Below are 23787 nucleotides of genomic sequence, written 5' to 3'. Positions count from 1 at the left end.
TCATATTGTGCTACCCAGAATGATGTAGGAAGTCTGGATCGAGATCCGCCATCTGGAATGATGTTGGAGTCGATGTGAAGATTGACGGAGGGCTGCCGCACTCGCTCGCGGACCGTGAGTCCGCGGCGCGCGGCGCGGGTCTCGCCGCGTCGGTGGGCTATGACCGGCTGTTCGCGGCGGAGGCGGCGCACGACCCGTTCCTGCCGGTCGCGCTGGCCGCCGGTGCGGCGGATGTCGACCTCGGCACCAACGTGGCCGTCGCCTTCGCCCGCAACCCGATGACGACGGCGATGGTCGCGAACGACCTGCAGGTCCTGACCGGTGGGCGGTTCATCCTCGGCCTGGGGTCACAGGTGAAGGCGCACATCACCCGCCGGTTCTCGATGCCGTGGTCGCACCCCGCGGCACGGATGCGGGAGTTCGTGCTCGCGCTGCAGGCGATCTGGGAGAGCTGGCAGCCCGGTGGACGCCTGCGGTTCGAGGGCACCTTCTACCGGCACACGCTGTCGAACCCGCTGTTCCAGCCCGGCCCGAACCCGTTCGGGCCGCCGCGGGTGTTCCTGGCGGCGGTCGGCCCGCGGATGACCGAGGTCGCCGGCGAGGTCGCCGACGGGCTGATGTGCCACGCGTTCACCAGCCCCTCCTACCTGGCGGAGGTGACACTGCCGGCGCTGCGTCGCGGCCTCGCGCGGGCTGGTCGCGCCGACGGTGCGGTGGAGGTGTGCCTGCCGGTGCTGCTCGCGACCGGCCCGGCGGGCGCCGACCTGGAGCCCGAGATCGACCGGGTGCGCCGCCAGGTCGCCTTCTACGCGTCGACGCCTGCCTACCGCGCCGTTCTCGACCACCACGGCTGGGGCGACCTGCACGGCGAGGCCCATCGCCTGTCGGTGGACCAGCGCTGGGAGGAGATGGCCGGCCTCGTGGACGACGACATCCTGCACACGCTCGCGGTCGTGGCCGACGCCGGCAGCCTGGCGGATGTCGTCCGGGACCGGTTCGGCCGGCTCGTGACCGGCCTGCGCCTCAACGTGCCCTACGCGGACGACCCCGAGGCCTGGGCGCCGGTGATCGAGAAGCTCAAGCAGCCCGTCGAGGAGGCGGTGGGATGAGCCTGACCTGCTTCGACGTCCGCTACGAGGACGGGGTCGCGTATCTGCGGCTGAACCGGCCGGAGCGGAAGAACTCGCTGATCCCGTCGTTCTGGGCGGAGCTGCGCACGCTGGTCGAGGAGATCGACCGTGAGGCCCGTGCCCGGGTGATCGTGATCTCCTCCACCGGCCGGCACTTCTGCGCCGGTCTCGACCTCGGCGTGTTCGACGGCGGGATGTTCCGCGCGAGCGGCGGCGGTGATGAGCCCGGCCGCAAGCGGGCTGTGCTGTACCAGGGCATCCGGTCGCTGCAGGAGACGTTCACGACGCTGGAGCGGGCCCGGGTCCCGGTGATCGCCGCGATCCAGGGCGGCTGTGTCGGCGCCGGCCTCGGCATGGTCTCGGCGTGCGACCTGCGCTACGCCACCAGGGACGCGTTCTTCCTGGTCCAGGAGACCAACATCGGCATCACCGCCGAGGTGGGCCAGCTGCAGCGGCTGCCGAAGGTCATGCCCGAGGGCGTCGCCCGCGAGATGGCCTACCGGGGAATGCGCCTGCCGGCCGCCCGCGCCGAGTCCGTCGGGTTCGTCAACGCGGTGTTCGACGACCACGAAGCCCTGCTGACCGGAGTGTCGGAGATCGCCCGGGAGATCGCCGCGAAGAGCCCGCTCGCGGTCTGGGGCTCGAAGCACTCCCTGAACCACGCCCGCGACCACGCGGTCGACGACGGCCTCGACCTCGTCGCGTTGTGGCAGGCCGGCATGTACCACCCGGACGACTGCCTGGAGAGCCTGAGCGCTCAGCGGGAACAACGCGCCCCGGCCTTCGAGGATCTCCGGCCGGCGCCCTGATCCCGCACGGCCGAGTACACGGCCGAGTACTGCGACGGAAGGAATCCCGCGGTGACTGACCTGCGGCCCATTGACGCCGACAACCACTACTACGAGCCGCTCGACGCGTTCACCCGCCATCTCGACCCGGCGTTCACCCAGCGCGGCGTGCAGATGCTGCAGAAGGGCCGGCGGGTCGTGATGGTGCTCGGTGGGCGGGTGAGCCAGTTCATTCCGAACCCCACGTTCAACCCGGTCACCAAGCCCGGCTGCCTGGACCTCTACTTCCGCGGTGTCATGCCCGAGGGGGTGAGCCGGGCGACCCTGATGGAGCTCGAACCGCTGGCCCCCGAGTACCGCGACCGGGACGCGCGGGTCAGCCGGCTCGACGAGCAGGGCCTCGCCGCCGCGGTGCTCTACCCGACCCTGGGCGTCGGAGTGGAGGAGGCGCTGCGCGAGGACGTCCCGGCGACGATGGCGTCGTTGCACGCGTTCAACCGCTGGCTGGAGGACGACTGGGGCTACGCCTACCGGAACCGGCTGTTCGCGGTCCCGTTGATCTCGCTGGCCGACCCGGAGGCCGCCGTCACCGAGGTGGAGCGGGTGCTCGCGCTCGGCGCGCGGATCGTGCACGTCCGGCCCGCTCCGGTGCCCGCGCCGGGTACGGGGTCCGGCGGGCGGTCGCTGGGCCATCCCGCGCACGACCCGGTGTGGGCCCGGCTCGCCGAGGCCGGCGTGCCGGTCGCGTTCCACCTGGGCGACAGCGGCTACCACCGGATGTCGGCGATGTGGGGCGGCTCGGCGAGGCTGGAGGCGTTCGGGAAGACGAACGTCCTCGCCAAGATCGTCGTCGGTGACCGGGCCATCCAGGACACGATGGCCAGCCTCGTGGTCGACGGCGTGTTCGCCCGCCACCCGAGGCTGCGGGCGGTCAGCATCGAGAACGGCGCCGCGTGGGTCAGGCCGCTGCTGCGCCTGATGAAGAAGTACGCGAACCAGTCCCCGGAGGGCTTCTCGGGTGACCCGGTGGAGACCTTCAAGAGGCACGTGTGGGTGGCTCCCTACTACGAGGACGACATCGGCGACCTGATCGACCTGATCGGCGCCGACCACGTCCTGTTCGGCTCGGACTGGCCGCACGCCGAGGGTCTCGCCGAGCCGCTGCAGTTCGAGAAGGAGATCGAAGGCCTCGACACCGCGACCCGCCGGCGGATCCTGCGGGACAACTCCGCCGCGCTCCTCAGCCTGTGACCGCCGGGCAGGCGCCGCCGGGGCTGCCTCGTGACCGGGCCTGAGACCACCGCGCCGGAGGAGGCGGCCATCGCGGCGGGAAGCATGCCGCCGGAAGCCACGACCAGTCGCGCGGCTGGTGCGGCTGGCGCGGCCCCGTTCCCGAGCCGGTCGCCGTGGGCCGAGGACGGCACGGTCGGGGTCGAGGTCGCCGGCGGCGTGGCCACGGTCAGCCTGGACCGGCCGCCTGGCAACGGCTGGACTCCCGGGCTGGGGCGGGAGTTCTTCGCCGCGCTGGACCGGCTGGCGGCGGACCCCGAGGTGCGCGCGCTGGTGGTGACCGGCACCGGGCCGGACTTCTGCGTCGGCGCCGACGGTGGCAGCCTCGACAACATCACCAACGCCGGCTCGTACGAGATCGACGCGGCCCGGCCGACCTACTGGGCGGCGATGACGATCGCGAAGCCGGTCGTCGCCGCGGTCAACGGGGCCTGCTTCGGGGTCGGCCTGCAGCTGGCGCTGTTCTGCGACGTGCGGTTCGCCGGCTCGTCGGCGAAGTTCGCGACCGCGTTCGTGCGCCGCGGACTGATCGCCGAGCTTGGCATGACCTGGCTGCTGCCCCGGATCGTCGGGCTCGGCGTCGCCAACGACCTGCTGCTCTCCGGCCGGCTGGTCCGCGCCGCCGAGGCCGAGCGGCTGGGTCTGGTGAACCGGGTCGCCGAGGACACAGGCCTGCTCGCCGCGGCGCAGGAGTACGCGGCGGGCCTGGCCGCGCGCTGCTCGCCGGCCGCGATGGGCGTCGTCAAGCGCCAGACCTACACGGACCTGACGTCCACGCTGCCGGCCGCGGTCGCCCGCGGTGACGCCTACCTGGAGGCGGCGCTGGCCTCGGCGGACTTCGCCGAGGGTGTCCGCAGCTGGCGGGAGCGGCGCCAGCCCGTGTTCGGTGGCCTTGACCCCGCGCATGCCCGGTTCACGCTTCCCGACGCCGACGACGCGAGACAGGCGGCCAGCCGATGACCCGACCACGCGACATCAAGGTGATCGACACCCTGATGGGTTTCCGTTCCACCAGCAACATCCCGTCCATCCCCGGGCTGCGCGACGCGGGCCGGGCGGACAACACCATCGGTTACATGTTCAAGGGCATGCCGGCGAACCGGCCCGACGAGGTCTCCGACGAGCAGGCGATCGACGAGACGCTGGGGAAGATGGACGCCCACGGCATCGAGCTGGCCCTGGTCAACATCACCAGCGAGACGGCGAGGACCGCGCTGGTGAAGCACCCGGAACGCTTCGCCGGCTCGCTCGCCGTCGACCCGAACGACGTCATGGGCGCGGTCCGCGAGATCCGCCGCGCCGTGGCGGAACACGGCCTGCGGGCCGTGACGCTGTTCCCGTCGGGCCTGTCGCCGCAGGTGCCGATCGACGACCGGCACGCCTACCCGATCTACGCGACCTGTGTCGAACTCGGCCTGCCCGTGTTCGTCTCCGTGGGCGTGCCGGGGCCTCGCATCCCGATGGCGCCGCAGCATGTCGAGCGGGTCGACCAGGTGTGCTACGACTTCCCCGAGCTGGTGTTCGTGATGCGTCACGGCGCCGAGCCCTGGGTCGACCTGGCCGTGAAGCTGTTGCTGAAGTGGCCGAACCTGTACTACTCGACCACCGCGTTCGCGCCGAGGCACTACCCGGCGGCGATCATCGACTACGCGAACACCCGCGGCGCCGACAAGGTCATCTACGGTGGTTACTACCCGTTCGGCATCGAGCTGGAGCGCACCTTCGCCGAGCTCGACGGCGTCCCGTTAAAGGACATGGTCTGGCCGAAGTTCCTCCGCCACAACGCCGCCCGGGTGCTCGGCGTCGGCTCTGACGCCGGCGCCGAGGCCGGCCTGGGAGCGTCATGACCCCGGCCCGGGGGGCGTTGTCCGCCGTCCCGGCGCGGGCCGATGAGGCACTGCTGGACCGCACTGTCGGTGACCAGCTGCGGCTGCGGGCCACCGGGCAGCCTGACCGGCCGGCGCTGGTCTGGGCCGTCGACGACGACCCCGCCGCGCTCGACAGCCTCACCTACAGTGAGCTTCTTCGCGCTGCCGAGGCGGCCGCGACCGAGATCCGCCGCAACGCCCGGCCGGGGGAGCGGGTCGCGCTGTGGGCCGCCAACGGGCCGGAATGGGTGATCGTCGAGTACGCCTGCGCGCTCGCCGGGGCCGTGCTCGTCCCGTTCAACACGGCCTGGACCGACGGCGAGGTGGCCCACGCGCTCTCCCTGGCCAGTCCGAGGCTGCTGTTCGCCGGGGCGGACAACCGCGGTGTCGACCTGCGCTCGCGGGCGGCCGAGCTCGTCCGCCCGCGGCTCGGCTGTCAGGCGGTCGACCTGACCGGCGTCGCGAAGGACGTGGCCATGCCCTCCGTCGCCGACAGGCCCGTGGTGCTGCCGGAGGACCCGTTCCTCATCCAGTTCACCTCGGGTACCACCGGCCGGGCGAAAGGGGCGACGCTCAGTCACCGTGCCGCTCTCAACGCCGGGCACCTCCGGGCCCGGACGTTCCACGCCGACGAGCAGGACGTCTGGCTCAACCCGGTTCCGCTGCACCACGTGGGCGGGTCGGTGGTCATCGTGCTTGCGGCCTTGGCCTCCGGCGGCTGCTACGTGGCGATGTCCCGGTTTCACCCGGTCAGGCAGGTCGCGCTGATGCGGGCCACCGGCGCGACCCGCACCGGTGGGGTGCCGACGATGTTCTACGCGCTGCTGGACACCCCCGGCTTCGACGAGGCGCTGACCACCGTGCGGTCGGTCGGGCTCGGCGGGGCGAGCGTGCCGCCGTCGCTGGTCGAGCGGCTGCAGGCGCACGGGGCGACCGTCTCCGTCGGGTACGGGCAGTCGGAGTGCCCCATCGTCACCCAGTCCGACCCGGCCGGGGACGCCGATCACGTGGCGACCACCGTCGGCGTGACGATCCCGCACACCGACCTGCGCATCGTCGACGGCGGCGGGCAGGTCGTCGGCCGCGGCGAGATCGGTGAGGTCCGGGTCCGATCGCCGCTGACGATGATCGGTTACTGGGACATGCCCAAGGCGACCGACGAGGTCTTCGACGCCGACGGCTTCCTGCGCACCGGCGACGTCGGCTCTCTCGACGACGCGGGCGTGGTCCGCATCCATGGCCGGACCCGTGAGGTCATCATCCGCGGCGGCGAGAACATCTACCCGATCGAGGTCGAGGACGCCCTGCTGCGCCACCCGGCCGTCGACTCCGTCGCCGTGCTCGCCGTGCCCAGCGACCGGTGGGGCGAGGAGGTCGCCGCGGTCGTCCGGCTCACCACACCCGGCGCCGTGACCGCCGAAGAACTGGCCGAGTTCGCGGCGGAAGGCATCGCGCACTTCAAGGTTCCACGCCGGTGGCGGTTCGTCGAGGAGTTCCCGCTGACCGCATCCGGCAAGGTCCGGAAACTCGAGCTCCTGTCCCTTTTCCCGGCCCGAGTCTGAACATCACCACAGTCTGGAGGGTGCGCCCCGTCCTGGAAGCGCTGGAGCACGCCCCCGGCGCGACGGGATTGACCACGGTTCACCGGTGGCGGGGACCTATCGCCCGCCTATACCGGCGGTCTGCCATCGAGCGCCGTGGACACACAGAACCGCAGGAGGCGTTCCGCCTCGTCAGGGGTGGGGCGGGTACCGGCTCTGAGATGGCCGCTGACTCTTCCGTAGACGGCGTGGGTGACGAGTTCGGCGTCGAGTTCGCAGGTCGAGCTGCCGAGCATCGCGAAAGGTTCGTGGAGGAGCTCGGCGAGCGGCCGTTTCGCACTGTGGTCACCGGTGGGGAAGCCGGTGTTGAGGTTGGCGCTGTTCGACAGGATCGCCGAGGTGGACGCGGCCTGGGTCTCGTCGGTCTGGGAGAGCGCCGCGTCGAGCCACTGGCGGATTCTGCCCTCGGCCGTGGGTTCCTTGGCCATACGGCGGGCGAGGGCGGCGGCGACCCGTTCGACGCCGTCCTCGATCAGTGCGGCGACCAGGGCGTCCTTCGACGGGAAGTGCCGGTAGAACGCGTCGTTGGACAGGCCGGCCACGGTGACGATGTCGGCCACCCTCGCCTTCGCCGCCGTGCCGCTGGCGTCGATGACCTTCCGGGCCGCCTCGATCAGTGCGGTGACCTCGCTGGCGTAGTCGGGCCGTCGCCGTTCGGCCGCTGTCCGCGCTGCGATGCGGGCGGCCACCCCGCTCGGGGAGGCAATGGCGTTCTCCACATCAGGATTCTAGCCTCGACCAACGTGCAGCCCGGCGCGTGCCGCTCTGCCGGGCGCTCGGTCTGCCCGACGTCGACAGGCCCGGTTGCCGGTCGAATGCGCGGCCACGACGCTCGCCCGCCGAACACCGGCTGCATTCCGGCCGAAACGCGTTTACGCTCAACCTCGAGATGGCCATGGACAACAAGATCGCCTTTCGCGTGCGGCCCTACCTGGAACCCGGCGAAGAAATCCGTCAGGTGTTCATGGCCCAGACGCGCACACCGTACCTGCGCATTCTGGTGCCCTTGTTCGGCTACACGCTCGCTGTGGTCGGCTACCTTCTGGTGCCCGAGGCCGCTTACCAGATCTATTACTGGGTCGCCTACTGCCTCTTCATGATCTTCGGCTACGGCGTCGTCATCGCGGTGCCCCTGCTCCTCTTCGGGCTTGTCGTGCTCTACATCCTCCTGTGGCCCGCGCTCACCTACCACGTGATCGGCCCCCGGATCGTCGTCGTCACCGACCGGAAAGTGATCGTGCTGCGCGCACAGGGCCGGTGGCCCACCTTCCCGACAGGCGCCGCGCCTCTTGCCCGACTGCCGCTACAGATTCGTTTCGGCAGGCGCCTGCTGTGGCACTGGACGTCGGTGGAGGGCGAACGCCTGTGGATCGCCGGCCGTCCCCACCGGGATGCCGCACAGGCGGGCCCGCGTGCCAGGCCGTGTTACTGCCTGCGCCGGGTGACGAACTGTTTCCTGGTGTCCTGAGCGGTAAATCGGCGTCCTGAGCGGTAGCTCCGCTCACGGCAGGCGGCTAGGGTCTCGAAGATCTTTCCGGTGGGAAGGCTGGAGCTGCCCGGGTAGCCCGGCCGGTCCGGCGATCTCGGTGGGTGTCGACGCCGCTTCGTCTCGGTGGTGTCGGGGGATGGGTGCCGTCGTGGCGGGTGGGGCGTCGACCTGTGCGGCGAACCGGCGCAGCCGCAGGCTGTTCGCGACGACGAACACCGAGCTGAACGCCATCGAGGCACCGGCGATCATCGGGTTGAGCAGGCCGGCCGCGGCCAGCGGCAGGGCCGCGAGGTTGTAGGCGAAGGCCCAGAACAGGTTGCCTTTGATGGTGGCCAGGGTGCGGCGGGAGAGCCGGATCGCGTCCGCGGCGACCCGCAGGTCACCGCGGACGAGGGTCAGGTCGCTGGCCTCGATCGCGACGTCGGTGCCGGTGCCCATCGCGAGGCCGAGGTCGGCCTGGGCGAGGGCGGGGGCGTCGTTGACGCCGTCGCCGACCATCGCGACGACCTTGCCCTGCGCCTGCAGACGTTTGACCACGTCGACCTTGTCGGCGGGCAGTACCTCGGCGATGAGGGTGTCCGGGCCGGTGCCGATGCCGGTCTCGGCGGCGACGGTGCGGGCGACGGCGGTGTTGTCGCCGGTGAGCAGCACGGGGGTGAGCCCCAGCTCGCGGAGCTGGGTGACGGCCTGGGCCGAGGTGGGTTTCACGACGTCCGCGACGACGAGGACGGCGCGGGCCTTCCCGTCCCAGGCGACGCCGACGGCGGTGCGGCCGGCGGTCTCGGCGGTGGTTCTGGCTGCGGCGAGGTCGGGCGGCAGCGGCTGGCTCCACTTCTCCAGGAGTGCCGGTCGTCCGACGAGGACGGCGTGCCCGTCGACGACGCCCTGGACGCCGAGTCCTTCCAGGTTGGTGAACTGTTCGACGTCGGGCAGATCGCCGACGCGCTCGCGGGCGCCGCGGGCGATGGCGGCGGCGATCGGGTGTTCGGAGGCGTTCTCCAGCGCCCCCGCGAGCCGCAGCACCTCGGTCTCGTCCGCGTCGGCGGTGCCGGCGGTGCCGGCGGTGCCGGCGGTGCCGGCCGTGCCGGCCGTGCCGGCGGTGTCGGCCGTGCCGGCGGTGTCAGCGGCGCCGGCGGCGACGTGGATTCCGACCAGGCTCATGCGTCCTGTGGTGATGGTGCCGGTCTTGTCGAGGACGATCGTGTCGACCCGGCGGGTGGATTCGAGTACTTCGGGGCCCTTGATGAGGATGCCGAGCTGCGCTCCCCGGCCGGTGCCGACCAGCAGCGCGGTTGGGGTGGCCAGCCCGAGGGCGCAGGGGCAGGCGATGATCAGTACGGCGACCGCGGCGGTGAACGCGGCGGCCGGGCCGGCGTCCGCGCCGAGCCAGAAGGCCAGGGTGGCAGCCGCGAGAGCGATGACGACGGGCACGAACACGCCGGAGATCCGGTCGGCGAGCCGCTGCGCTGCGGCCTTGCCGGTCTGGGCGTCCTCGACGAGTTTCGCCATCTGGGCGAGCTGGGTGTCGGCGCCGACGCGGGTGGCACGCACGATCAGACGTCCGCCGGCGTTCACCGTCGCTCCGGTGACGGTGTCACCTGGGGCGACCTCGACGGGGACGGACTCGCCGGTCAGCATCGAGGCGTCGACGGCCGAGGATCCCTCGTCGACCACGCCGTCGGTGGCGATCCGCTCGCCGGGCCGGACGACGAACCGCTCGCCGACGGCCAGCTGGCTGATCGGGATCCGGATCTCGGCGCCGTCGCGCAGGACGGCGACGTCCTTGGCGCCGAGTTCGAGCAGTGCGCGCAGCGCGGCGCCGGCCTGTCGCTTCGCCCGTGCTTCGAAGTACCGACCGGCGAGGATGAAGGTGGTGACGCCGGCGGCGACTTCCAGGTAGATGTTGCCGGTGCCGTCGCCGCGGGCGATCGTCAGCTCGAACGGGTGCGTCATCCCCGGTGTCCCGGCGGTGCCGAACTGCAGGGCGTACAGCGACCAGCCGAACGCCGCGCTGACGCCGATCGAGATCAGTGTGTCCATCGTCGCGGCGCCGTGGCGCAGGTTCGTCCAGGCGGCGCGGTGGAACGGCCAGGCGGCCCAGGTCACGACGGGGCTTGCGAGGGCGAGGGAGTACCACTGCCAGTTCGTGAACTGCAGGGAGGGCGTCATCGCCATCGCGATGACCGGAACCGCGAGCACGATGCTGGTGATCAGGCGGTGGCGCAGCGACCGGGTCGGATCGGGTTCGGCGCCGGCCCCGGTTCCGGCCGCGCCCGGTTCCAGGTCCGCGGCCGGCGGCCGGGGCAGGTCGGCGGTGTAGCCGGCTGCCTCCACCTGGGCGACCAGCACGGCCGGGTCGACGCCGCCTGGGGCGCTCACCCGGGCCTTCTCGGTGGCGTAGTTGACGGTGGCCGTGACACCGTCGATCTTGTTCAGCCTGCGTTCGATCCGGTTCGCGCAGGACGCGCAGGTCATCCCGCCGATCGCAAGCTCGATCTCGGTGATCGCGGCGCCGGTGGTCGTCGTCGTGGTTGCGCTCATACCGGCCGTACCTTCCCTTCGCGATCAGTGGCCATGGCCGTCGGTGCCGCGCTCGATGGCACCCGGCAGGTCCGGGGCGGAGCCGCTGTGGTCGCCTCCGTGGCCGCCGCCGGCGGTGGCGGCGTCGTCGTGGTCCGTACTGGTGGTGGCCGCGTCGAGCGGGCCGACTGCCGTGCCGACGCCGTAGGCACCGCCGAAGACCAGGGCGAGCGCCGCACCGAAGGCGGACAGTTTCGCGATCGTGTTCATGCGTACCTCCTTCTCGCGGGGCGTGGCCGTGGCCGCGTCCCGCGGCGCCGGCCTCAGCCGACGAGCTGGTAGCCGGCTTCCTCGACCGCGGTACGAACCTCGACCGGATCGAGCTGCCGGTCACTGGTCACCGTGACGGCGCCGGAGCCCAGGTCCACCGCCACGTCGGTGACGCCGGCGATCTCGCCGAGTTCCTCGCTGACCGAGGCGACGCAGTGCGCACAGGTCATGCCGGTCACGGTGTAGGTGGTCTCGCTCATCGGGTCCTCCCTCGGATCTGGCGAGGTGCTGCTGCTCGACGGGCCACGCGCCCTGGCGGCGGCTGGCTCGACGCACCGAACATACCCCCGGGGGGTATCCATGGAAAGAGGTGCGCCCTCCGCTGTTCGGAGCACGACACCTGCCAGGGGCCAGGTGTGAAACCCGGACTCAGTCGTTGTGGGGTGCGGTACCCGGGGCATGGGTGTGGCTCGACGCGGGCCGAGGCCGCTCCGGTTCGCCGGTCTCTCCCACCGCCGGTGACGTGGGGGGTACGCCGTCGCCGCCGCCTGGGGTTGGGGTCGCCGGATGCTCCCCGTCCTGACCGTGGGAGTGCGGGACGGATTCGTCCGTCGTCGGGTGGCTGTGGCTGTGCGAACCGGCGAGTTCCACCGCGGGGATCGCGAGGCCGGTGACACCGGCGCCGGCGGCACCGATCACGACGGCCGCGCTGAAGGAGGAGCGGAACCCGCGGGCGTGCCGGGACCACAGCTCCCACAGCGCGACGACGCAGACCACCGCCTCGAACGAGACCGTGGTGAGGTCGACTCGGTCGACCTGTTCGGGCAGTCCGGCGTGGGGGCCGACGGGGAGCCCGGAGGTCCGGCTGACAAGCCACAGCAGGATCGACCCGGCGTTGACCAGCAGGCCCGCGGCCATCGTCCGTCGGCCGGCCTGCCGGAGCGCGGGGAGGGCCCAGCCCGCCTGGAAGATCGCGGTCGCGATGAAGAACACCCCGGACAGCGGCCAGCTGCCGAAATGGCTCGGCGCGACCGCGGCGTGGGTGGCGGCGGCGCCGAGCGAGGCGAATGCCGCCAGGATGCGGCCCGCTCCCGTGTCGTCCATGATCCGGGATTCGGTCTGCCTCCGGCGCCCTGCGCGGGCCGCGTCCGCGTTGCGGGCCGCGTGACGTCCCGTCCGGCGGATGACAAGCGGTGCGGTCGGGGGACTGTCCACCGGTGCCGCGTACCGCCGGCTGGTGTGTCCGCTGCCCGGATACGTCACGGCAGTGGCGAGGCCTGGTAGCCGAGCTCTTCGATCACCGCGACGACGTCCTGCGGGCTGTTCTGGTCGAGGTCGAGCTCGACCGTGGTGCGCGCCTGCCGGAGGGCGGTCCGCGCGCCGCGCACGCCGGGCAGGTCCTCCAACGCGTCGTCGATGAGCAGCGAGCAGCTGCCGCAGTGCATTCCTTCGACGCGGAAGGTGTGCGTGGTGACGGGCACCGTGGTACTCCGTTCTCCTCGTTGGGGCAGGGCAGGGCAGGGCAGGGCGTTCGGTCGTTCGGTCGATCGTTCGGTCGAGATGGACGAGGTCGGATGACGGTGCGGACGAGGTTCAGACGACGGTGATGAGGCCGGTGTACATGCCCATGCCGCACGCGTAGCGCAGCTGGCCGGGCTCCAGAACTCCGAGGTCGATCGCCGTGTCCCCCTGGGTTGGCAGGATCTCCTCGACGTCGTGACCGGGGATGACGAACGACCGGATGCAGCCCCGCACGTTCTCCGAGTGCACGACCAGCGTGGTGGGCACACCGGCCTGAACCTGGACGTTGCCCGGGCTGTAGGAGTCGGCGCGGGCGGTGATCTCCACGGTCTGGCGGCCACCGGCGGTCGAGGTGGCGGATGTGTCGGCCGCCGGTGGCTGGGTGAGACCGAGGGTTTCGGCGAGACGGCCCGCGGCGAGGGGCGAACCGGCCAGCTGCAGGCCGCCGTTGAGGGTGTAGAGCCCCATCGCCAGGACGACCAGTCCGGTGACCAGGGCCAGTCGGCTGCGCCACGCGGTCGCGGCCTTGCGGGCGGCATAACCGAGGACGGCGAACAGCGGGCCGGTGCCGAGGACGAACACTCCCATCGTGGCCGCGCCCGCCGGCGCGGACCCGGCGGCGAGTGCCAGCGCCTCCACCGACAGTGTCACCCCGCAGGGGATGAGCACGGTCGCCAGGCCGAGCAGCGCGGGTGCCAGGGCGGCCTGCGATCGGGCCCGCCGGCGGACGATCCTCGTCCACGACGCGGGTGGTTCGACGACGACGTGGCGGAATCCGGGCACGCCGAGCTGGGCGAGACCGAACAGAATGATCAGCAGGCCGGCACCGATCTGCAGCCAGGTGCGGGCGCCGACCGACAGCTCCACCGCGCTGCCGGCCGCCCCCAGCAGCGCCCCGAGCGCGACATGCGAGACCAGCTTGCCGGCCAGGAACCCACCGACCGGTGTGAGGTCGTCACCGAGCCGCGTGCGCCAGTCCGGTTCCGTCCCGACCTGCTGCGGCCGCCGTCTGGGACCGGACCGCGCGCGTTGGACCCGGACAGAATGGCGGCCGCGCAGGGGAGCGCCGCCCGACGACCGTGCCGATCCCGCTGCGGCGGCGTGCTGCCGGGTGATCAGACCGGTCAGCAGCCCGCCCTGGACCGCGGCACAGGACACCCCGCCCGCGAACAGGCCGGTCACGAGAACAGCTGCGAGATTCACCGGACCTCCGCGGCGGCGGGTAGGGGATCGAGCGAGGACTCCCGGTCGAGTACCGGTTGGGGAGAAGGCGGCGGCGCCCGACGTCGTGGGCGCCTTCGGTGTGGAACCCCTTTCCTGTTTCCTGCCCGACTGCTTGTCGAAGGGAGCACCGGAACCGGGGTGGGATCAGCGGGCGGTCCGGCGTGAGCGGCCGAAGGTCACGCTAAACCACTACTTCACGTAGTAGAAAAGCGGGTCGACGGTGACCGGTCGATGTGGTCCAACCCGCTGTCGAGGCGGTGACGGTGGTAGTAAGCGCTTTGCTTGTCTCCCGCTCCGAGCATCTGGGTCTTCGCCGCAGAGAGTGGGGGCCGGTGGGCGATCCGGCCGTCCAGGGAAGAGGGTTTGGCTCGATGAACTACTACGTGGTGCAGTAGATGGTGAGGGCTGGCGGTCTGCAGGACGGTCGCGGGCCGGGAGGAGACGGGGTCCCGGTCGCCTCTGGGCATGAGGCGATGGGCCACGGTGGGCACGGCGACCTGTCGATGGCCGCGACGGTCGCCGACATGCGCCGTCGGTTCCTGGTGGCCGCGGTCTTCTCGGTCCCGATCCTGCTGTGGTCGGCGATCGGCAGGGACGTGCTCGGCTTCGACGTCCCTGCGCCGTTCGGGCTGCGCAACGACGTGTTCCAGCTGATCCTGAGCCTGCCAGTGATCTTCTGGGCTTCGTGGATCTTCTTCGACGGGGCGTTCAGAGCGCTACGTGCGCGGACCCTGGACATGATGGTCCTCGTCGCCGTCGCGATCGGTACCGGCTGGACGTACTCCCTGGTCGTCACCCTCACCGGCGGCGGCGAGGTCTTCTACGAGGCGGCCACCGTGCTCGCCGCCTTCGTGCTGCTGGGCCACTGGTTCGAGATGCGTGCCCGCGGCGGAGCCAACGACGCGATCCGCTCGTTGCTGGAGCTGGCGCCGGAGAAGGCGCTGGTGCTGCGGGACGGCGAGCCTGTCGAGGTGCCGACCGCGCAGGTGGTCGTCGGGGACCTGCTGCTGGTCCGGCCGGGCGGCCGGATCCCGGTCGACGCGGTGGTCGTCGCCGGCGAGTCCGACATCGACGAGTCGATGGTCACCGGCGAGAGCCTGCCCGTCCACAAGGCGCCGGGGTCCGAGGTGATCGGTGCGACCATCAACACCACCGGCATCCTGCGGGTCCGGGCTGTGAAGGTCGGCGCCGACACCGCCCTGGCGCAGATCGTCTCCCTGGTCCAGCAGGCGCAGAACAGCCGCGCTCCCGGCCAGCGGCTGGCCGACCGGGCCGCCTTCTGGCTTGTCCTGGTAGCCCTCGTGGGCGGGCTCGCCACCGGGCTGGTGTGGCTGCTCGCCACCGACCGGCCGACGCAGGAGGCGGTGCTGTTCGCGATCACCGTCGTCGTCATCACCTGCCCGGACGCCCTCGGCCTGGCCACCCCGACAGCGATCATGGTCGGCACCGGGCTGGGTGCCGGCCGGGGCGTCCTGTTCAAGAACGCGACCGCGCTGGAGGCCGCTGCCGGTGTCACCACGGTCGTCATGGACAAGACCGGCACGCTGACGAAGGGCGAGCCCGAGGTCACCGGCATCGAGGCACTCAGCTTCCCCACACTCAGCTTCCCCACACCCAGCTTCCCCGAAGAGGACCTGCTGCCGCTGGTCGCTGCGGTCGAACGGGAATCCGAGCATCCGCTCGCGGCGGCGATCGCCCGCCACGCCGACGTGCGCGGAGTGCCCCGGCGGCCTGCCGAGGCGTTCACCAACGTCCCGGGGCAGGGCGCGGTGGCCACCGTCGACGGGCACCGGGTCGCGGTCGGCAACAGCCGGCTGATGCGGGCCGAGGGGGTCGCGCTCGGTGATGCCGCCTTCCGGCTCGACGCCCTCGCAGCTGACGGGCGCACGGCCGTGCTGGTGGCGGTCGACGGGCGGATCGCCGGCCTCGTCGGTCTCGCCGACGCACCGCGGCCGAGCGCCGCGGCGGCGGTCACCGCCCTGCACGACGCGGGCGTCGAGGTCGTGATGCTCACCGGCGACAACACGGGCACGGCGCGGCGGATCGGGAGGGAACTCGGCATCGACACGGTGATCGCCGAGGTCCTGCCAGGTGACAAGGCGGCGGAGATCGCACGGTTGCAGGCCGGCGGCCGGCGGGTGGCGATGGTCGGCGACGGCGTCAACGACGCCCCGGCGCTGGCGCAGGCCGACCTCGGTATCGCGATCGGCGCCGGCACCGATGTGGCGATCGAGACCGCGGACGTCGTGCTCATGCGCTCCGACCCGCTGGACGTGCCCACCGCTCTGCTCGTCGGCCGGGCCACCGTCCGCAAGATGCGCCAGAACCTGGCCTGGGCGGTCGGCTACAACACGGTCGCCCTGCCGATCGCCGCCGGTGTCTTCGCACCCCTCGTCGGCCTCACGCTACGACCCGAGATCGCCGCGCTGACGATGTCCGGGTCCAGTTTCCTGGTCGCGGTGAACGCCCTGCTGCTCAAACGGCAGAAGCTGCCCCGGACGTCGACAGGGCCGCACGTGGACTAGCACCGCAGCGCAGTGGCCGCGGCCGGTGCCGACACCGCGTACCAGGATGCCGACCTGCCCGAACCGGTCGGCGAGCCCATGGCCCGACCGTGAACTACTACTTCAAATAGTAGGTTCTCGTGCATGCTCGGCGCGCGTGCGGCCCTGTCGCCGCCTGCGGGCGTGATCCTTCGCGGGAGAAACCAGAAAAAAGCCGATAAAGCCGTCCTGGATGGCGTGTCGTGTCCGCTCGCGGACGAAGGGGTGCGACGTCGAGTACTAGTGCCCGTAGTAGAATCCCGGTGGCGGAAGCGGAGAGGGTGACGTGACGCGCTGCGAGGCAACGGCACGACACGGCGCACTCTGGGCCCGGCTCGTGCTCGTGTCAGCCGTCCTGCTCGGGCTGCTGGCGATGCACGCAGGCCTGGCCGCGCAGGTGCACGCACTCGGCTCGCCGCTCTGCGTCGAGGGAACCGGCCGTGACGTCCACCAGCGCTGCCCCCACCCGCACCAGCCCGGCGGTGGAGACCACGGCCACCGGGGCACGCTCTGTTCGGCGGTGTTTCGTGACGACCCCGAACCGGTCGCTCGCCACGGCGAACCGCACGACCTGGCGGCCATGCCTACCTCCGCTGACGCTTCCGCCTCCGCCGGGACGCGGCAGACGCGGGGCGATCCGCCGCCGACGCCACCACCTCGGTACCTGACCGACCTGTCCGTCTACTGCGTGTGGCGGCTGTGAGCGGCCCGGCGCCGGACGTCGCGCACGCCTGCCGGCGCGCTCGGCGGCTCCGGCCTCAGCTCCGTTGGCACCCCGACACCGAGGACGACCTGTGCGAAGAAGACACCACCCTGGACTCGCCGCGGTAGGACTGGCCCTGGCGGCCACGCTCGTGGCCTGTGGGAGCGGCGACGCCCCCGCGCCATCCTCGTCCACCACGGCAGGAAGCGGCAGCGCCGTCAGCGCCGGCGACCACAACGCCGCGGACGTGATGTTCGCCCAGATGATGATCCCGCACCATCAGCAGGCCGTGGAGATGGCGGAGCTGGCACCCGGGCGGGCCACCGACCCGGCGGTGCTCACGCTGGCCCAGCAGATCGGGACGGCGCAGGCACCGGAGATCGCGACGATGACCGGCTGGCTTGACGCGTGGGGCGAACCCACCGCCATGCCCGGCGGGGGTCACGGCGGCGGGGGGCACGACACCGAGGGCATGGGAATGATGTCGGAGACCGACATGGCCGCTCTCCGGGGGGCGTCCGGACCGGCCTTCGACCGGATGTTCTGCGAGATGATGATCCGGCACCACGAGGGCGCGATCGAGATGGCGCGCACCGAGCAGCGGGACGGGCGGTTCCCCGACGCCGTCGCACTGGCAGGGACGATCGTGTCCACCCAGACCGCAGAGGTCGCAACCATGAAGGGGCTGCTCGGCACCGGATAGCCGACCAGGTCCCTGGGGCGCCGGCGTACGGCTGGCGCCCCAAAGCACCTCGGATCCCGGACGCGACGGTCAGGCGCAGTGATATCCGAGATCATGCAGAGCCGGAACCACGGTCATCACGAGTGGCAGGAGCAGCAGCGCGGCGGCGAGGAGGCCGCGAGTGGCAACGGCGGAGCGGGGCAGCGGCGGATCCGCGGCCAGCAGGCGTAGTACCCGTTGCCGGACCGCGGTGTTCGCCATGCCCAGCACTGGGGCCGGGGGAGCAGCGAGCCTCAGCACGGCTTCGGCGACGACGTGGGGAGCGCTGCGCCGGGCCGCGCTGTCGTCGGCGGTGAGCTCCAGGAGCCGGCGCAGCTCCTCGTGGCCTGCGACGAAGAGCGGCACGATCGGGAACGCCCTGGCCAGGATTGCCGTCGTGGCGAGGATGAGGTGGTGCCTGCCGGCGAGATGGGCGCGTTCGTGCGCGATGACGGCGTCGAGTTCGGTGGGGCGCAGAGCCCGCAGCGCGCCTTCGGTGATGACGACGCCCCCGCTGCGGCCAGGGAGGCAGAACGCACTGCGACCAGCGTGATCCAGGATGTAGATCCGCAGCGCAGGATGGAAACGCCCGAGCAGGCGGACGTCATGGCGGTGGCGGACGCGCGACCGGCGGCCTCCGACGGCGACGGTTACAGCGACCTGGAGGAGGCGGAGCGCCGCGGCGGCACCTACGACCACGCCGGCAGTCCGCGGAGCCGTCCATCGGGCGGAGACCGTCAGGCTGTGGTCGCTCCAACCACACCACTGGACGAGCAGGACCAGCGTGTCCCCGATCGCGTGCAGCGGTACGAACAGGAGCGCCGCGGCCAACGCCGCCACGGATACCACGGAGATCATCGCGGCGAGCCACATGACGACGGCGAGCCGGGGCGCGCGGGAGGACCAGGAAGCGTCGCGGAGGGAGTAGGGCAGGCCGCAGGCGACGACGGCCGCGTACACCGACAGAACACCGAAGATCACGGGGCGGGTTCCTCGTCGCCGCGACCACGGCTGGCGGAGTGCCACTGCACCGCTTCACGCAATGTCTCGTACTCCGTGGCATCCATGGCCTGCACGAAGTGGAGCAGCGCCAGGCCTCGGTCGTCCGCCCCGGAGAGCACCGACCTCATCAGCTGGGCGGTGTAGGCGCTTCGGCTCAACGCGGGCTGGTAGCGGTAGGAACGCCCGGCGCGTTCCCGGGTCAGCCACCCTTTGTGGAACAGCCGGTCCATCACCGTCATCACCGTCGTGTAGGCCAACGGGCGCTCCGGCGCGAGCAGTGCCCGGACATCACGGACGGCCACCGGACCGCGTGCGGACCACACCCGGTCCATGATGTCGGCCTCCAGATCGCCGAGTTGTTCCACGACTCCCCCTCGCACGGCACCTGACAAGCACCGCATCCATCTCATCCCACGCCGACGAGAGCGGTCCTGCCTGCCCCGGTCGCCGCCATCGGCTGCCTCTGGACATCGATGGACATCGGTGCGGCCGGTGACCTGCGTCCATCTCCGCAGTCTTGCCGGTCGCGGGACGGACTGGTGCGGCCCGATCCGTTCGTCGTTGGTACCTACTACCAATCGTAGTTTTTACAGCTGGATCCGCGGGGTGCCATCCATCTAGACCTGGGTGGACGGATCCCATGTTTTCCGGGTGAAGCAGCTCGTCTGGTGATCGTTTCCGTGGAGTCCAGGCGCCGATTGGATGTCGATCTGCTACATGGCATAGTAGATCCATCGCATTGGGGGCACGAAGGGACGTAGGGGTGGATCGTGCGAGAAGGCGCGGCTACCGGGCTCGTGAGGAACCGGTACCGACGCAGGGGCGCCATCCGCGAGCGAGGGTCACGGAACGCACAGGCGGAATGTCGCCCCGTGCATCAGCGTCGCAGCGCCGCGTAGCGACGCTCGCTCTGATGACGACGGGCAGCTTGGCCACCGCCTCGACCGGCTTCGCGCTCGCCACCACCGGCGACGCTGCCACCGCGGCATCGCCGACACCCCCCGTCCGCACGGCTGGCGTCCTGAACACGGGTCCTCAGCCCGCGGTGACGGACAGTGCGGCTGCGGCACTGGCCACCGCCGTCGCTGATCCGTCGCGGAACTTCACCGGTGTCGCCTTCTCCTCCGATCGGGCGACCGTCGCGCCCAACGGCGAGGTGATGTTCACCGTCCGTGCGGCCAATGCCGATGGTGATCCACTCGTCGGGTCCGCCGTCCGGATCGTGGCTGTCAACGGACCGAGATGGACCACCACGGCCACGCTCCGCACGGACGCCGCCGGCGAGGCGCGGATATCCACTCGACTGCTCTCCACGACCACCCTCACCGCCGTGTTCGACGGCTCCGGCGCGCTGCGCCCCTCGATTGCCGGAGCGGCGACAGTCACAGTCCAGGCACCACCCTCGGCGGCGAGGCCCGCTCGCACCGGAGGGGGGCGGTCCGGCGCCGCGTCCACACCGGCCTACGACTCGGTCCCGGCGAGCGAGATCGGGGCGAAGGCGGTCTACCTCGCGTCCCTGCAGAACGGCAAACCGTACGTCTACGGCGCCGCGGGACCCTACGCCTTCGACTGCTCGGGATACGCCCAGTACGTCTACCGGCAGCTTGGACGGAACCTCCCACGTACCGCCCAGCAGCAGTTCCAGGCCACGACACGTATACCGAAGGCCGGGAAACAGCCCGGAGACCTCATCTTCTTCGGCAGCCCGTCAAACATCACCCACATGGGCATCTACGCCGGAAACGGCTATATGTGGGCAGCGCCAAGGACCGGAAGCAATGTCCGGCTGCAACCCATTTACAGCTCCACTTATTATGTGGGTCGGGTTCGGTAGTGCGGGCTCCCGTGTACACCAGGAGGCCCTGCCGGTGATCTGCTCGCCGTAGCTCGGCGGCGGGGATGGTGAGATCCCTGGTGCCGCGGACTTGCATCCGGTACCCAGGTACAGCCTTACCGTCGGGTCGAGGGCGCCGGCATACGGCGCCGCAGGCCCGACAGGAGAAACCTGATGCCCTTCACCGGAGACCTGCCGCAGGCGGACGCCTGCACCCTGCCGAGCGCTGCCCGGCCGCTGCGGATTGCCGAGTTCGACGCCCTGTTCGCGACCACCCTGCAGCGGATGGAGCGCATCAACGCCCGCCATCTGCGGCTGACTCTGACCGGAGGTGGCGGGCTGGAGGAGACCGTCCGTGACCTCACGGACCGGGAGAGCCGATGCTGCTCGTTCTTCACCTTCACTCTGACGCCAACCGTCGACCAGGTCGTCCTCGACGTTCAGGTGCCTGACACACAGACGGCGGTACTCGACGGACTCGCCGCGCTCGCCACCGCCGCGGCAGCCCAGTGACCAGTACCGGGCTGCGGTCCGGTGAGCTGGCCGCCGCGGCTGGGGTGAACCTCCAGACCCTGCGCTACTACGAACGGCGAGGGCTGCTCGCCGAACCCGCACGCACCTCTGGCGGGCACCGCCTCTACCCTGCCGACGCCGTGACCCTGCTTGGTGTGATCAAGGCCGCGCAGCGGCTCGGTTTCACCCTCGACGAAGTCGCCGAACTGCTCGCCACCGGCCGCCGCCGCCACCCCACCGGCGCGCTGAAGGAGCGTGCCCTGGCGAAGCTCGACGAGATCGATACCAGGATCCGTGACCTGGAAACGATCAAAGCCGCATTGTCCGACGTGGTCGAGGCCGGCTGCGACAGCCTCACCGACTGCACCTGCCCCGACTGCCCACTGCCCTACGTCGAGATCGCCCGACGCCCACCACCCGAACACCTCGACACCGCCCCGACCGGCCCTGCTGCCCCGTGAGGAGCCAGCCATGACCTCCACTCCCACCGATCCCCGTCCCACCGATCCCCGTCCCACCGATCCCCGTTCTGCCGAGCCACGCCTGACCGTCGCGGCACCCTCGGAGATCCGGATGGCCCCCGGGCGGCCCCCGGGGCTGGAACAGCCCCGGGGGCCGCGCCGAGCGGCCCTACCTGCGGCGCTGGCGATGCTCGCCTGCGCCGCGTGCTGCGCGCTGCCGGTGCTGGTGGGCGTGGGGCTACTCACGGCCGGAGCCGCCGCCCTGGTCAACCAGGGCCTGATCGCCGCCGCGATCTCGCTGGCCGTCCTGGCGGTGGTGTTCCTGGGATGGCAGCGACGCCGTAGGTCCACCGGCATTCCCGAAACCGGTGGGCCCGGTGGCTGCGGCGGAGGATGCGCCTGCTGACAGCGGGCGCGATCAGCGGTGGGGCGATCTCAGCGGGTCCGGACACTCGCGGTGTCCCGGCCGGATCGCAGCAGGGTGCCGGGGGTCGCTCCGGTGGGCCGCCCGGCGCGGACGATCTCGACGCCGTTGACCAGTACCGCCGCGACGCCGATCGGGTCCGCGGTCAGGCGGGACGCACCCGCGGGAAGATCGTCGACGGTACGTGCCGGTGTGGAGTCGACGGTACGCGGGTCGAACAGCACCAGGTCCGCGGCGTGACCGGGAGCGATGATCCCGCGGTCGGGCAGCCCGAAAGCCGCGGCGGGTTCGCCGGTCATCATGGCCACGGCCCGCTCGAGGCTCACCAGTCGCCGCCCGCGCAGGCAGTCCGCGAGGAAGCGGGTCGGATAGGGCGCCCCGGCCATCCGGTCGAGGTGGGCACCCGCGTCGGAACCGCCCAGCAGGACGTCCTCGTGTTCCCAGGTGCGTGCCCGCAGTTGCCATGAGGCGTGGTCGTCGTCGGTCGGCGTCGGCCACAGCACCGTGCGCAGACCGTCCGCGACCGCGATGTCGACCAGGGTGGTGAACGGGTCCTGCCCGCGTTCGGCCGCGACGTCACCGACGACGCGTCCGGACAGGCCCGTGTTGGCCGTGGAATAGGTGTCGCCGATGACGTAGCCCTCGAAACTGGACAGCCGGCGCAGGACCCCCGCCTCCGGTGACCGGGCCTGGGCCTGCATCCGCGCGCGCACCTCGGGGTCGCGGAGCCTGCTGATCCGCTCCGGGACGGGATGGCGCAGCACCTCGCCCCAGCCGGGAATCAGGTGTAGCGCGCAGAAGGTCAGCAGGCTCATGTTCATCGGGACGAGGGTCGGCATGGTCAGCGCGATCACTCGTCCGCCGGTCTCGCGGGCACGGCGTGACGCTTCCAGCTGCCGGGGAACCCGTGCCGGGACGGCCGCGTCGACGGTGAGGACGTTCCAGTTCAGGGGGCGGCCGGCCGCCGCGGACATGCCCGCGAGCAGCTCGATCTCCTCGTCGTCGAACTGGTCCAGGCAGCCGGGCACGATCGCTTCCAGGAAGGTGCCCTCATGCTGGCCGACCGCGCGGCACAGCGTGAGCAGCTCGTCGGTCGTGGCCCAGCGTGAGGCGACGGGCCGCCCGTCGCCGTCCGCGTGCGACGTCGACAGTGTCGTCGACAGCCCGAGGGCGCCGGCGTCCAGCGCGCCGTGCAGCTGGACGACCATCGCCTCGACCGCGTCGTCGTCTGCCGCCGATCCGACCGCGGACGCGCCCATGACATAGCGGCGCAGCGCGCAGTGCCCGACGAGAAAGCCCGCGTTCACCGCGATGCGTCCCTCCAGGCCGGTGAGGAACTCGCCGAAAGACTCCCAGTCCCAGCTGACGCCGGTCTCCAGGGCCGCCAAGGGCATTCCTTCGACTTTCGCCATCATCCGGCGCAGGTAGTCGGCCTCGGTCGCGCCCCCGGCCGCGCTGCCGGCCGCGCTGCCGTCGTCCGCCCGCAGCGGAGCCAGACTGAAGCCGCAGTTCCCGCCCAGCACGGTCGTGACGCCATGCTGGCTGGAGGCGCTCGCGGCAGGGTCCCACCACAGCTGGGCGTCGTAGTGCGTGTGCACGTCGATGAAGCCGGGCGCCACGACGAGCCCGGTCGCGTCCAGGGTCCTCGCCGGCACGCCGGACAGCGCGCCCGGGTGGTCCACGGCGACAACGCGACCGTCCCGTACCCCGACATCAGCCAGGACGCCTGGTCGGCCCGAGCCGTCCACGACGCGCCCGCCAGCGATGATCAGGTCGAACACGGGAACCTCCTAACTCGCGGCGTCGGCAACCTCATCGGTGACCTGCCGACCGGTGCGTCATCTGAACCGTTCACAGTGGCGACAGGAAAAGCTCGCTCGGTGGC

General features: G+C 71.5%; 24 protein-coding genes. 14 read left to right on the top strand and 10 right to left on the bottom strand.

Annotation, left to right across the window (positions count from 1 at the left end):
- Nucleotides 1–74: 74 nt before the first annotated feature.
- The 6 genes from ACG83_RS03390 to ACG83_RS03365 are packed head-to-tail and all read left to right on the top strand — an operon-like array spanning nucleotide 75 to nucleotide 6638.
- On the top strand, nucleotides 75–1109 hold the full coding sequence (locus ACG83_RS03390) for a TIGR03617 family F420-dependent LLM class oxidoreductase (protein WP_054564663.1): 1035 nt from the start codon (nucleotides 75–77) through the stop codon (nucleotides 1107–1109).
- Nucleotides 1106–1939 (top strand): enoyl-CoA hydratase-related protein, encoded by an 834-nt coding sequence (locus ACG83_RS03385; RefSeq protein WP_054564662.1) that lies wholly within the window; start codon nucleotides 1106–1108, stop codon nucleotides 1937–1939. Before ACG83_RS03390 ends, ACG83_RS03385 begins: the two co-directional genes overlap by 4 nt.
- Nucleotides 1940–1990: 51 nt before the next feature.
- A complete protein-coding gene (locus ACG83_RS03380) occupies nucleotides 1991–3169 on the top strand; it encodes an amidohydrolase family protein (RefSeq protein WP_054564661.1) in 1179 nt (392 codons plus the stop codon).
- 30 nt (nucleotides 3170–3199) lie between these two features.
- Complete coding sequence (locus ACG83_RS03375; RefSeq protein ID WP_054564660.1) at nucleotides 3200–4168, top strand: enoyl-CoA hydratase-related protein; 969 nt, start codon at nucleotides 3200–3202, stop codon at nucleotides 4166–4168.
- Nucleotides 4165–5055 (top strand): amidohydrolase family protein, encoded by an 891-nt coding sequence (locus tag ACG83_RS03370; RefSeq protein ID WP_054564659.1) that lies wholly within the window; start codon nucleotides 4165–4167, stop codon nucleotides 5053–5055. Before ACG83_RS03375 ends, ACG83_RS03370 begins: the two co-directional genes overlap by 4 nt.
- A complete protein-coding gene (locus ACG83_RS03365) occupies nucleotides 5052–6638 on the top strand; it encodes a class I adenylate-forming enzyme family protein (protein ID WP_054564658.1) in 1587 nt (528 codons plus the stop codon). Before ACG83_RS03370 ends, ACG83_RS03365 begins: the two co-directional genes overlap by 4 nt.
- A gap of 107 nt (nucleotides 6639–6745) precedes the next feature.
- Here ACG83_RS03365 and ACG83_RS03360 read toward each other — a convergent pair whose 3' ends face one another.
- Nucleotides 6746–7396, bottom strand: a complete 651-nt coding sequence (locus ACG83_RS03360) for a TetR/AcrR family transcriptional regulator (RefSeq protein ID WP_054564657.1) — start codon at nucleotides 7394–7396, stop codon at nucleotides 6746–6748.
- 38 nt (nucleotides 7397–7434) lie between these two features.
- On the opposite strand from ACG83_RS03360, the gene ACG83_RS03355 reads away from it, so the two are divergent.
- Nucleotides 7435–8145, top strand: a complete 711-nt coding sequence (locus ACG83_RS03355) for a hypothetical protein (RefSeq protein ID WP_235497565.1) — start codon at nucleotides 7435–7437, stop codon at nucleotides 8143–8145.
- A gap of 33 nt (nucleotides 8146–8178) precedes the next feature.
- Here the strand turns inward: ACG83_RS03355 and ACG83_RS03350 are convergent, their stop codons facing one another.
- From ACG83_RS03350 to ACG83_RS03325, 6 genes are all read right to left on the bottom strand, one after another.
- Nucleotides 8179–10707, bottom strand: a complete 2529-nt coding sequence (locus ACG83_RS03350; protein ID WP_235497564.1) for a cation-translocating P-type ATPase — start codon at nucleotides 10705–10707, stop codon at nucleotides 8179–8181.
- 24 nt (nucleotides 10708–10731) lie between these two features.
- Entirely contained in the window at nucleotides 10732–10956 is a 225-nt protein-coding gene (locus tag ACG83_RS45745; RefSeq protein ID WP_054564656.1) for a hypothetical protein, read from the bottom strand.
- Nucleotides 10957–11009: 53 nt separating this feature from the next.
- Nucleotides 11010–11216 carry a heavy-metal-associated domain-containing protein gene (locus tag ACG83_RS03340; protein ID WP_054564655.1) on the bottom strand — a complete coding sequence of 69 codons (207 nt, stop codon included), beginning with the start codon at nucleotides 11214–11216 and terminating at the stop codon, nucleotides 11010–11012.
- A 169-nt stretch (nucleotides 11217–11385) separates the two neighbouring features.
- A complete protein-coding gene (locus ACG83_RS03335) occupies nucleotides 11386–12171 on the bottom strand; it encodes a hypothetical protein (protein ID WP_235497562.1) in 786 nt (261 codons plus the stop codon).
- 44 nt (nucleotides 12172–12215) lie between these two features.
- Nucleotides 12216–12437 (bottom strand): heavy-metal-associated domain-containing protein, encoded by a 222-nt coding sequence (locus ACG83_RS03330; protein WP_054564654.1) that lies wholly within the window; start codon nucleotides 12435–12437, stop codon nucleotides 12216–12218.
- A gap of 112 nt (nucleotides 12438–12549) precedes the next feature.
- Complete coding sequence (locus tag ACG83_RS03325) at nucleotides 12550–13680, bottom strand: sulfite exporter TauE/SafE family protein (protein WP_054564653.1); 1131 nt, start codon at nucleotides 13678–13680, stop codon at nucleotides 12550–12552.
- A gap of 416 nt (nucleotides 13681–14096) precedes the next feature.
- Here ACG83_RS03325 and ACG83_RS03320 point away from each other — a divergent pair, with 416 nt between their 5' ends.
- The 3 genes from ACG83_RS03320 (at nucleotide 14097) to ACG83_RS03310 (ending at nucleotide 17650) form a co-directional block, all read left to right on the top strand.
- The gene (locus ACG83_RS03320; protein WP_235497561.1) at nucleotides 14097–16226 is read left to right on the top strand and encodes a copper-translocating P-type ATPase; all 2130 of its coding nucleotides are present in this window, start codon (nucleotides 14097–14099) and stop codon (nucleotides 16224–16226) included.
- Between the two features lie 304 nt (nucleotides 16227–16530).
- Nucleotides 16531–16947, top strand: a complete 417-nt coding sequence (locus ACG83_RS03315; protein WP_054564652.1) for a hypothetical protein — start codon at nucleotides 16531–16533, stop codon at nucleotides 16945–16947.
- 91 nt (nucleotides 16948–17038) lie between these two features.
- Nucleotides 17039–17650, top strand: a complete 612-nt coding sequence (locus ACG83_RS03310) for a DUF305 domain-containing protein (RefSeq protein WP_054564651.1) — start codon at nucleotides 17039–17041, stop codon at nucleotides 17648–17650.
- 69 nt (nucleotides 17651–17719) lie between these two features.
- Here ACG83_RS03310 and ACG83_RS03305 read toward each other — a convergent pair whose 3' ends face one another.
- Together ACG83_RS03305 and ACG83_RS03300 are read right to left on the bottom strand one after the other, a co-directional pair.
- Nucleotides 17720–18649, bottom strand: coding sequence for a M56 family metallopeptidase (locus ACG83_RS03305; protein WP_054564650.1), 930 nt, complete (start codon nucleotides 18647–18649; stop codon nucleotides 17720–17722).
- Nucleotides 18646–19035, bottom strand: a complete 390-nt coding sequence (locus tag ACG83_RS03300) for a BlaI/MecI/CopY family transcriptional regulator (RefSeq protein WP_054564649.1) — start codon at nucleotides 19033–19035, stop codon at nucleotides 18646–18648. The genes ACG83_RS03305 and ACG83_RS03300 overlap by 4 nt, the downstream gene beginning before the upstream one ends.
- A 548-nt stretch (nucleotides 19036–19583) precedes the next feature.
- Between ACG83_RS03300 and ACG83_RS03295 the strand changes: the two genes are divergently transcribed.
- The 4 genes from ACG83_RS03295 to ACG83_RS03280 all read left to right on the top strand — a co-directional run bounded on the left by ACG83_RS03295 (nucleotide 19584) and on the right by ACG83_RS03280 (nucleotide 21884).
- On the top strand, nucleotides 19584–20504 hold the full coding sequence (locus ACG83_RS03295; RefSeq protein ID WP_235497559.1) for a C40 family peptidase: 921 nt from the start codon (nucleotides 19584–19586) through the stop codon (nucleotides 20502–20504).
- Nucleotides 20505–20678: 174 nt separating this feature from the next.
- The gene (locus ACG83_RS03290) at nucleotides 20679–21017 is read left to right on the top strand and encodes a hypothetical protein (RefSeq protein ID WP_054564647.1); all 339 of its coding nucleotides are present in this window, start codon (nucleotides 20679–20681) and stop codon (nucleotides 21015–21017) included.
- On the top strand, nucleotides 21014–21478 hold the full coding sequence (locus ACG83_RS03285) for a MerR family transcriptional regulator (protein ID WP_054564646.1): 465 nt from the start codon (nucleotides 21014–21016) through the stop codon (nucleotides 21476–21478). Before ACG83_RS03290 ends, ACG83_RS03285 begins: the two co-directional genes overlap by 4 nt.
- Before the next feature lie 10 nt (nucleotides 21479–21488).
- Nucleotides 21489–21884 (top strand): hypothetical protein, encoded by a 396-nt coding sequence (locus tag ACG83_RS03280; protein ID WP_054564645.1) that lies wholly within the window; start codon nucleotides 21489–21491, stop codon nucleotides 21882–21884.
- 29 nt (nucleotides 21885–21913) lie between these two features.
- On the opposite strand, the gene ACG83_RS03275 is transcribed toward ACG83_RS03280, so the two are convergent.
- Nucleotides 21914–23683, bottom strand: a complete 1770-nt coding sequence (locus ACG83_RS03275) for an amidohydrolase family protein (RefSeq protein WP_054564644.1) — start codon at nucleotides 23681–23683, stop codon at nucleotides 21914–21916.
- Nucleotides 23684–23787 lie beyond the last annotated feature (104 nt).

The sequence above is a fragment of the Frankia sp. R43 genome (genome assembly GCF_001306465.1).
Taxonomy (GTDB): Bacteria; Actinomycetota; Actinomycetes; order Frankiales; family Frankiaceae; genus Parafrankia; species Parafrankia irregularis.
Note: the sequence above shows the minus strand (reverse complement) of the source record. Positions and strands in the feature narration are given on the sequence as shown.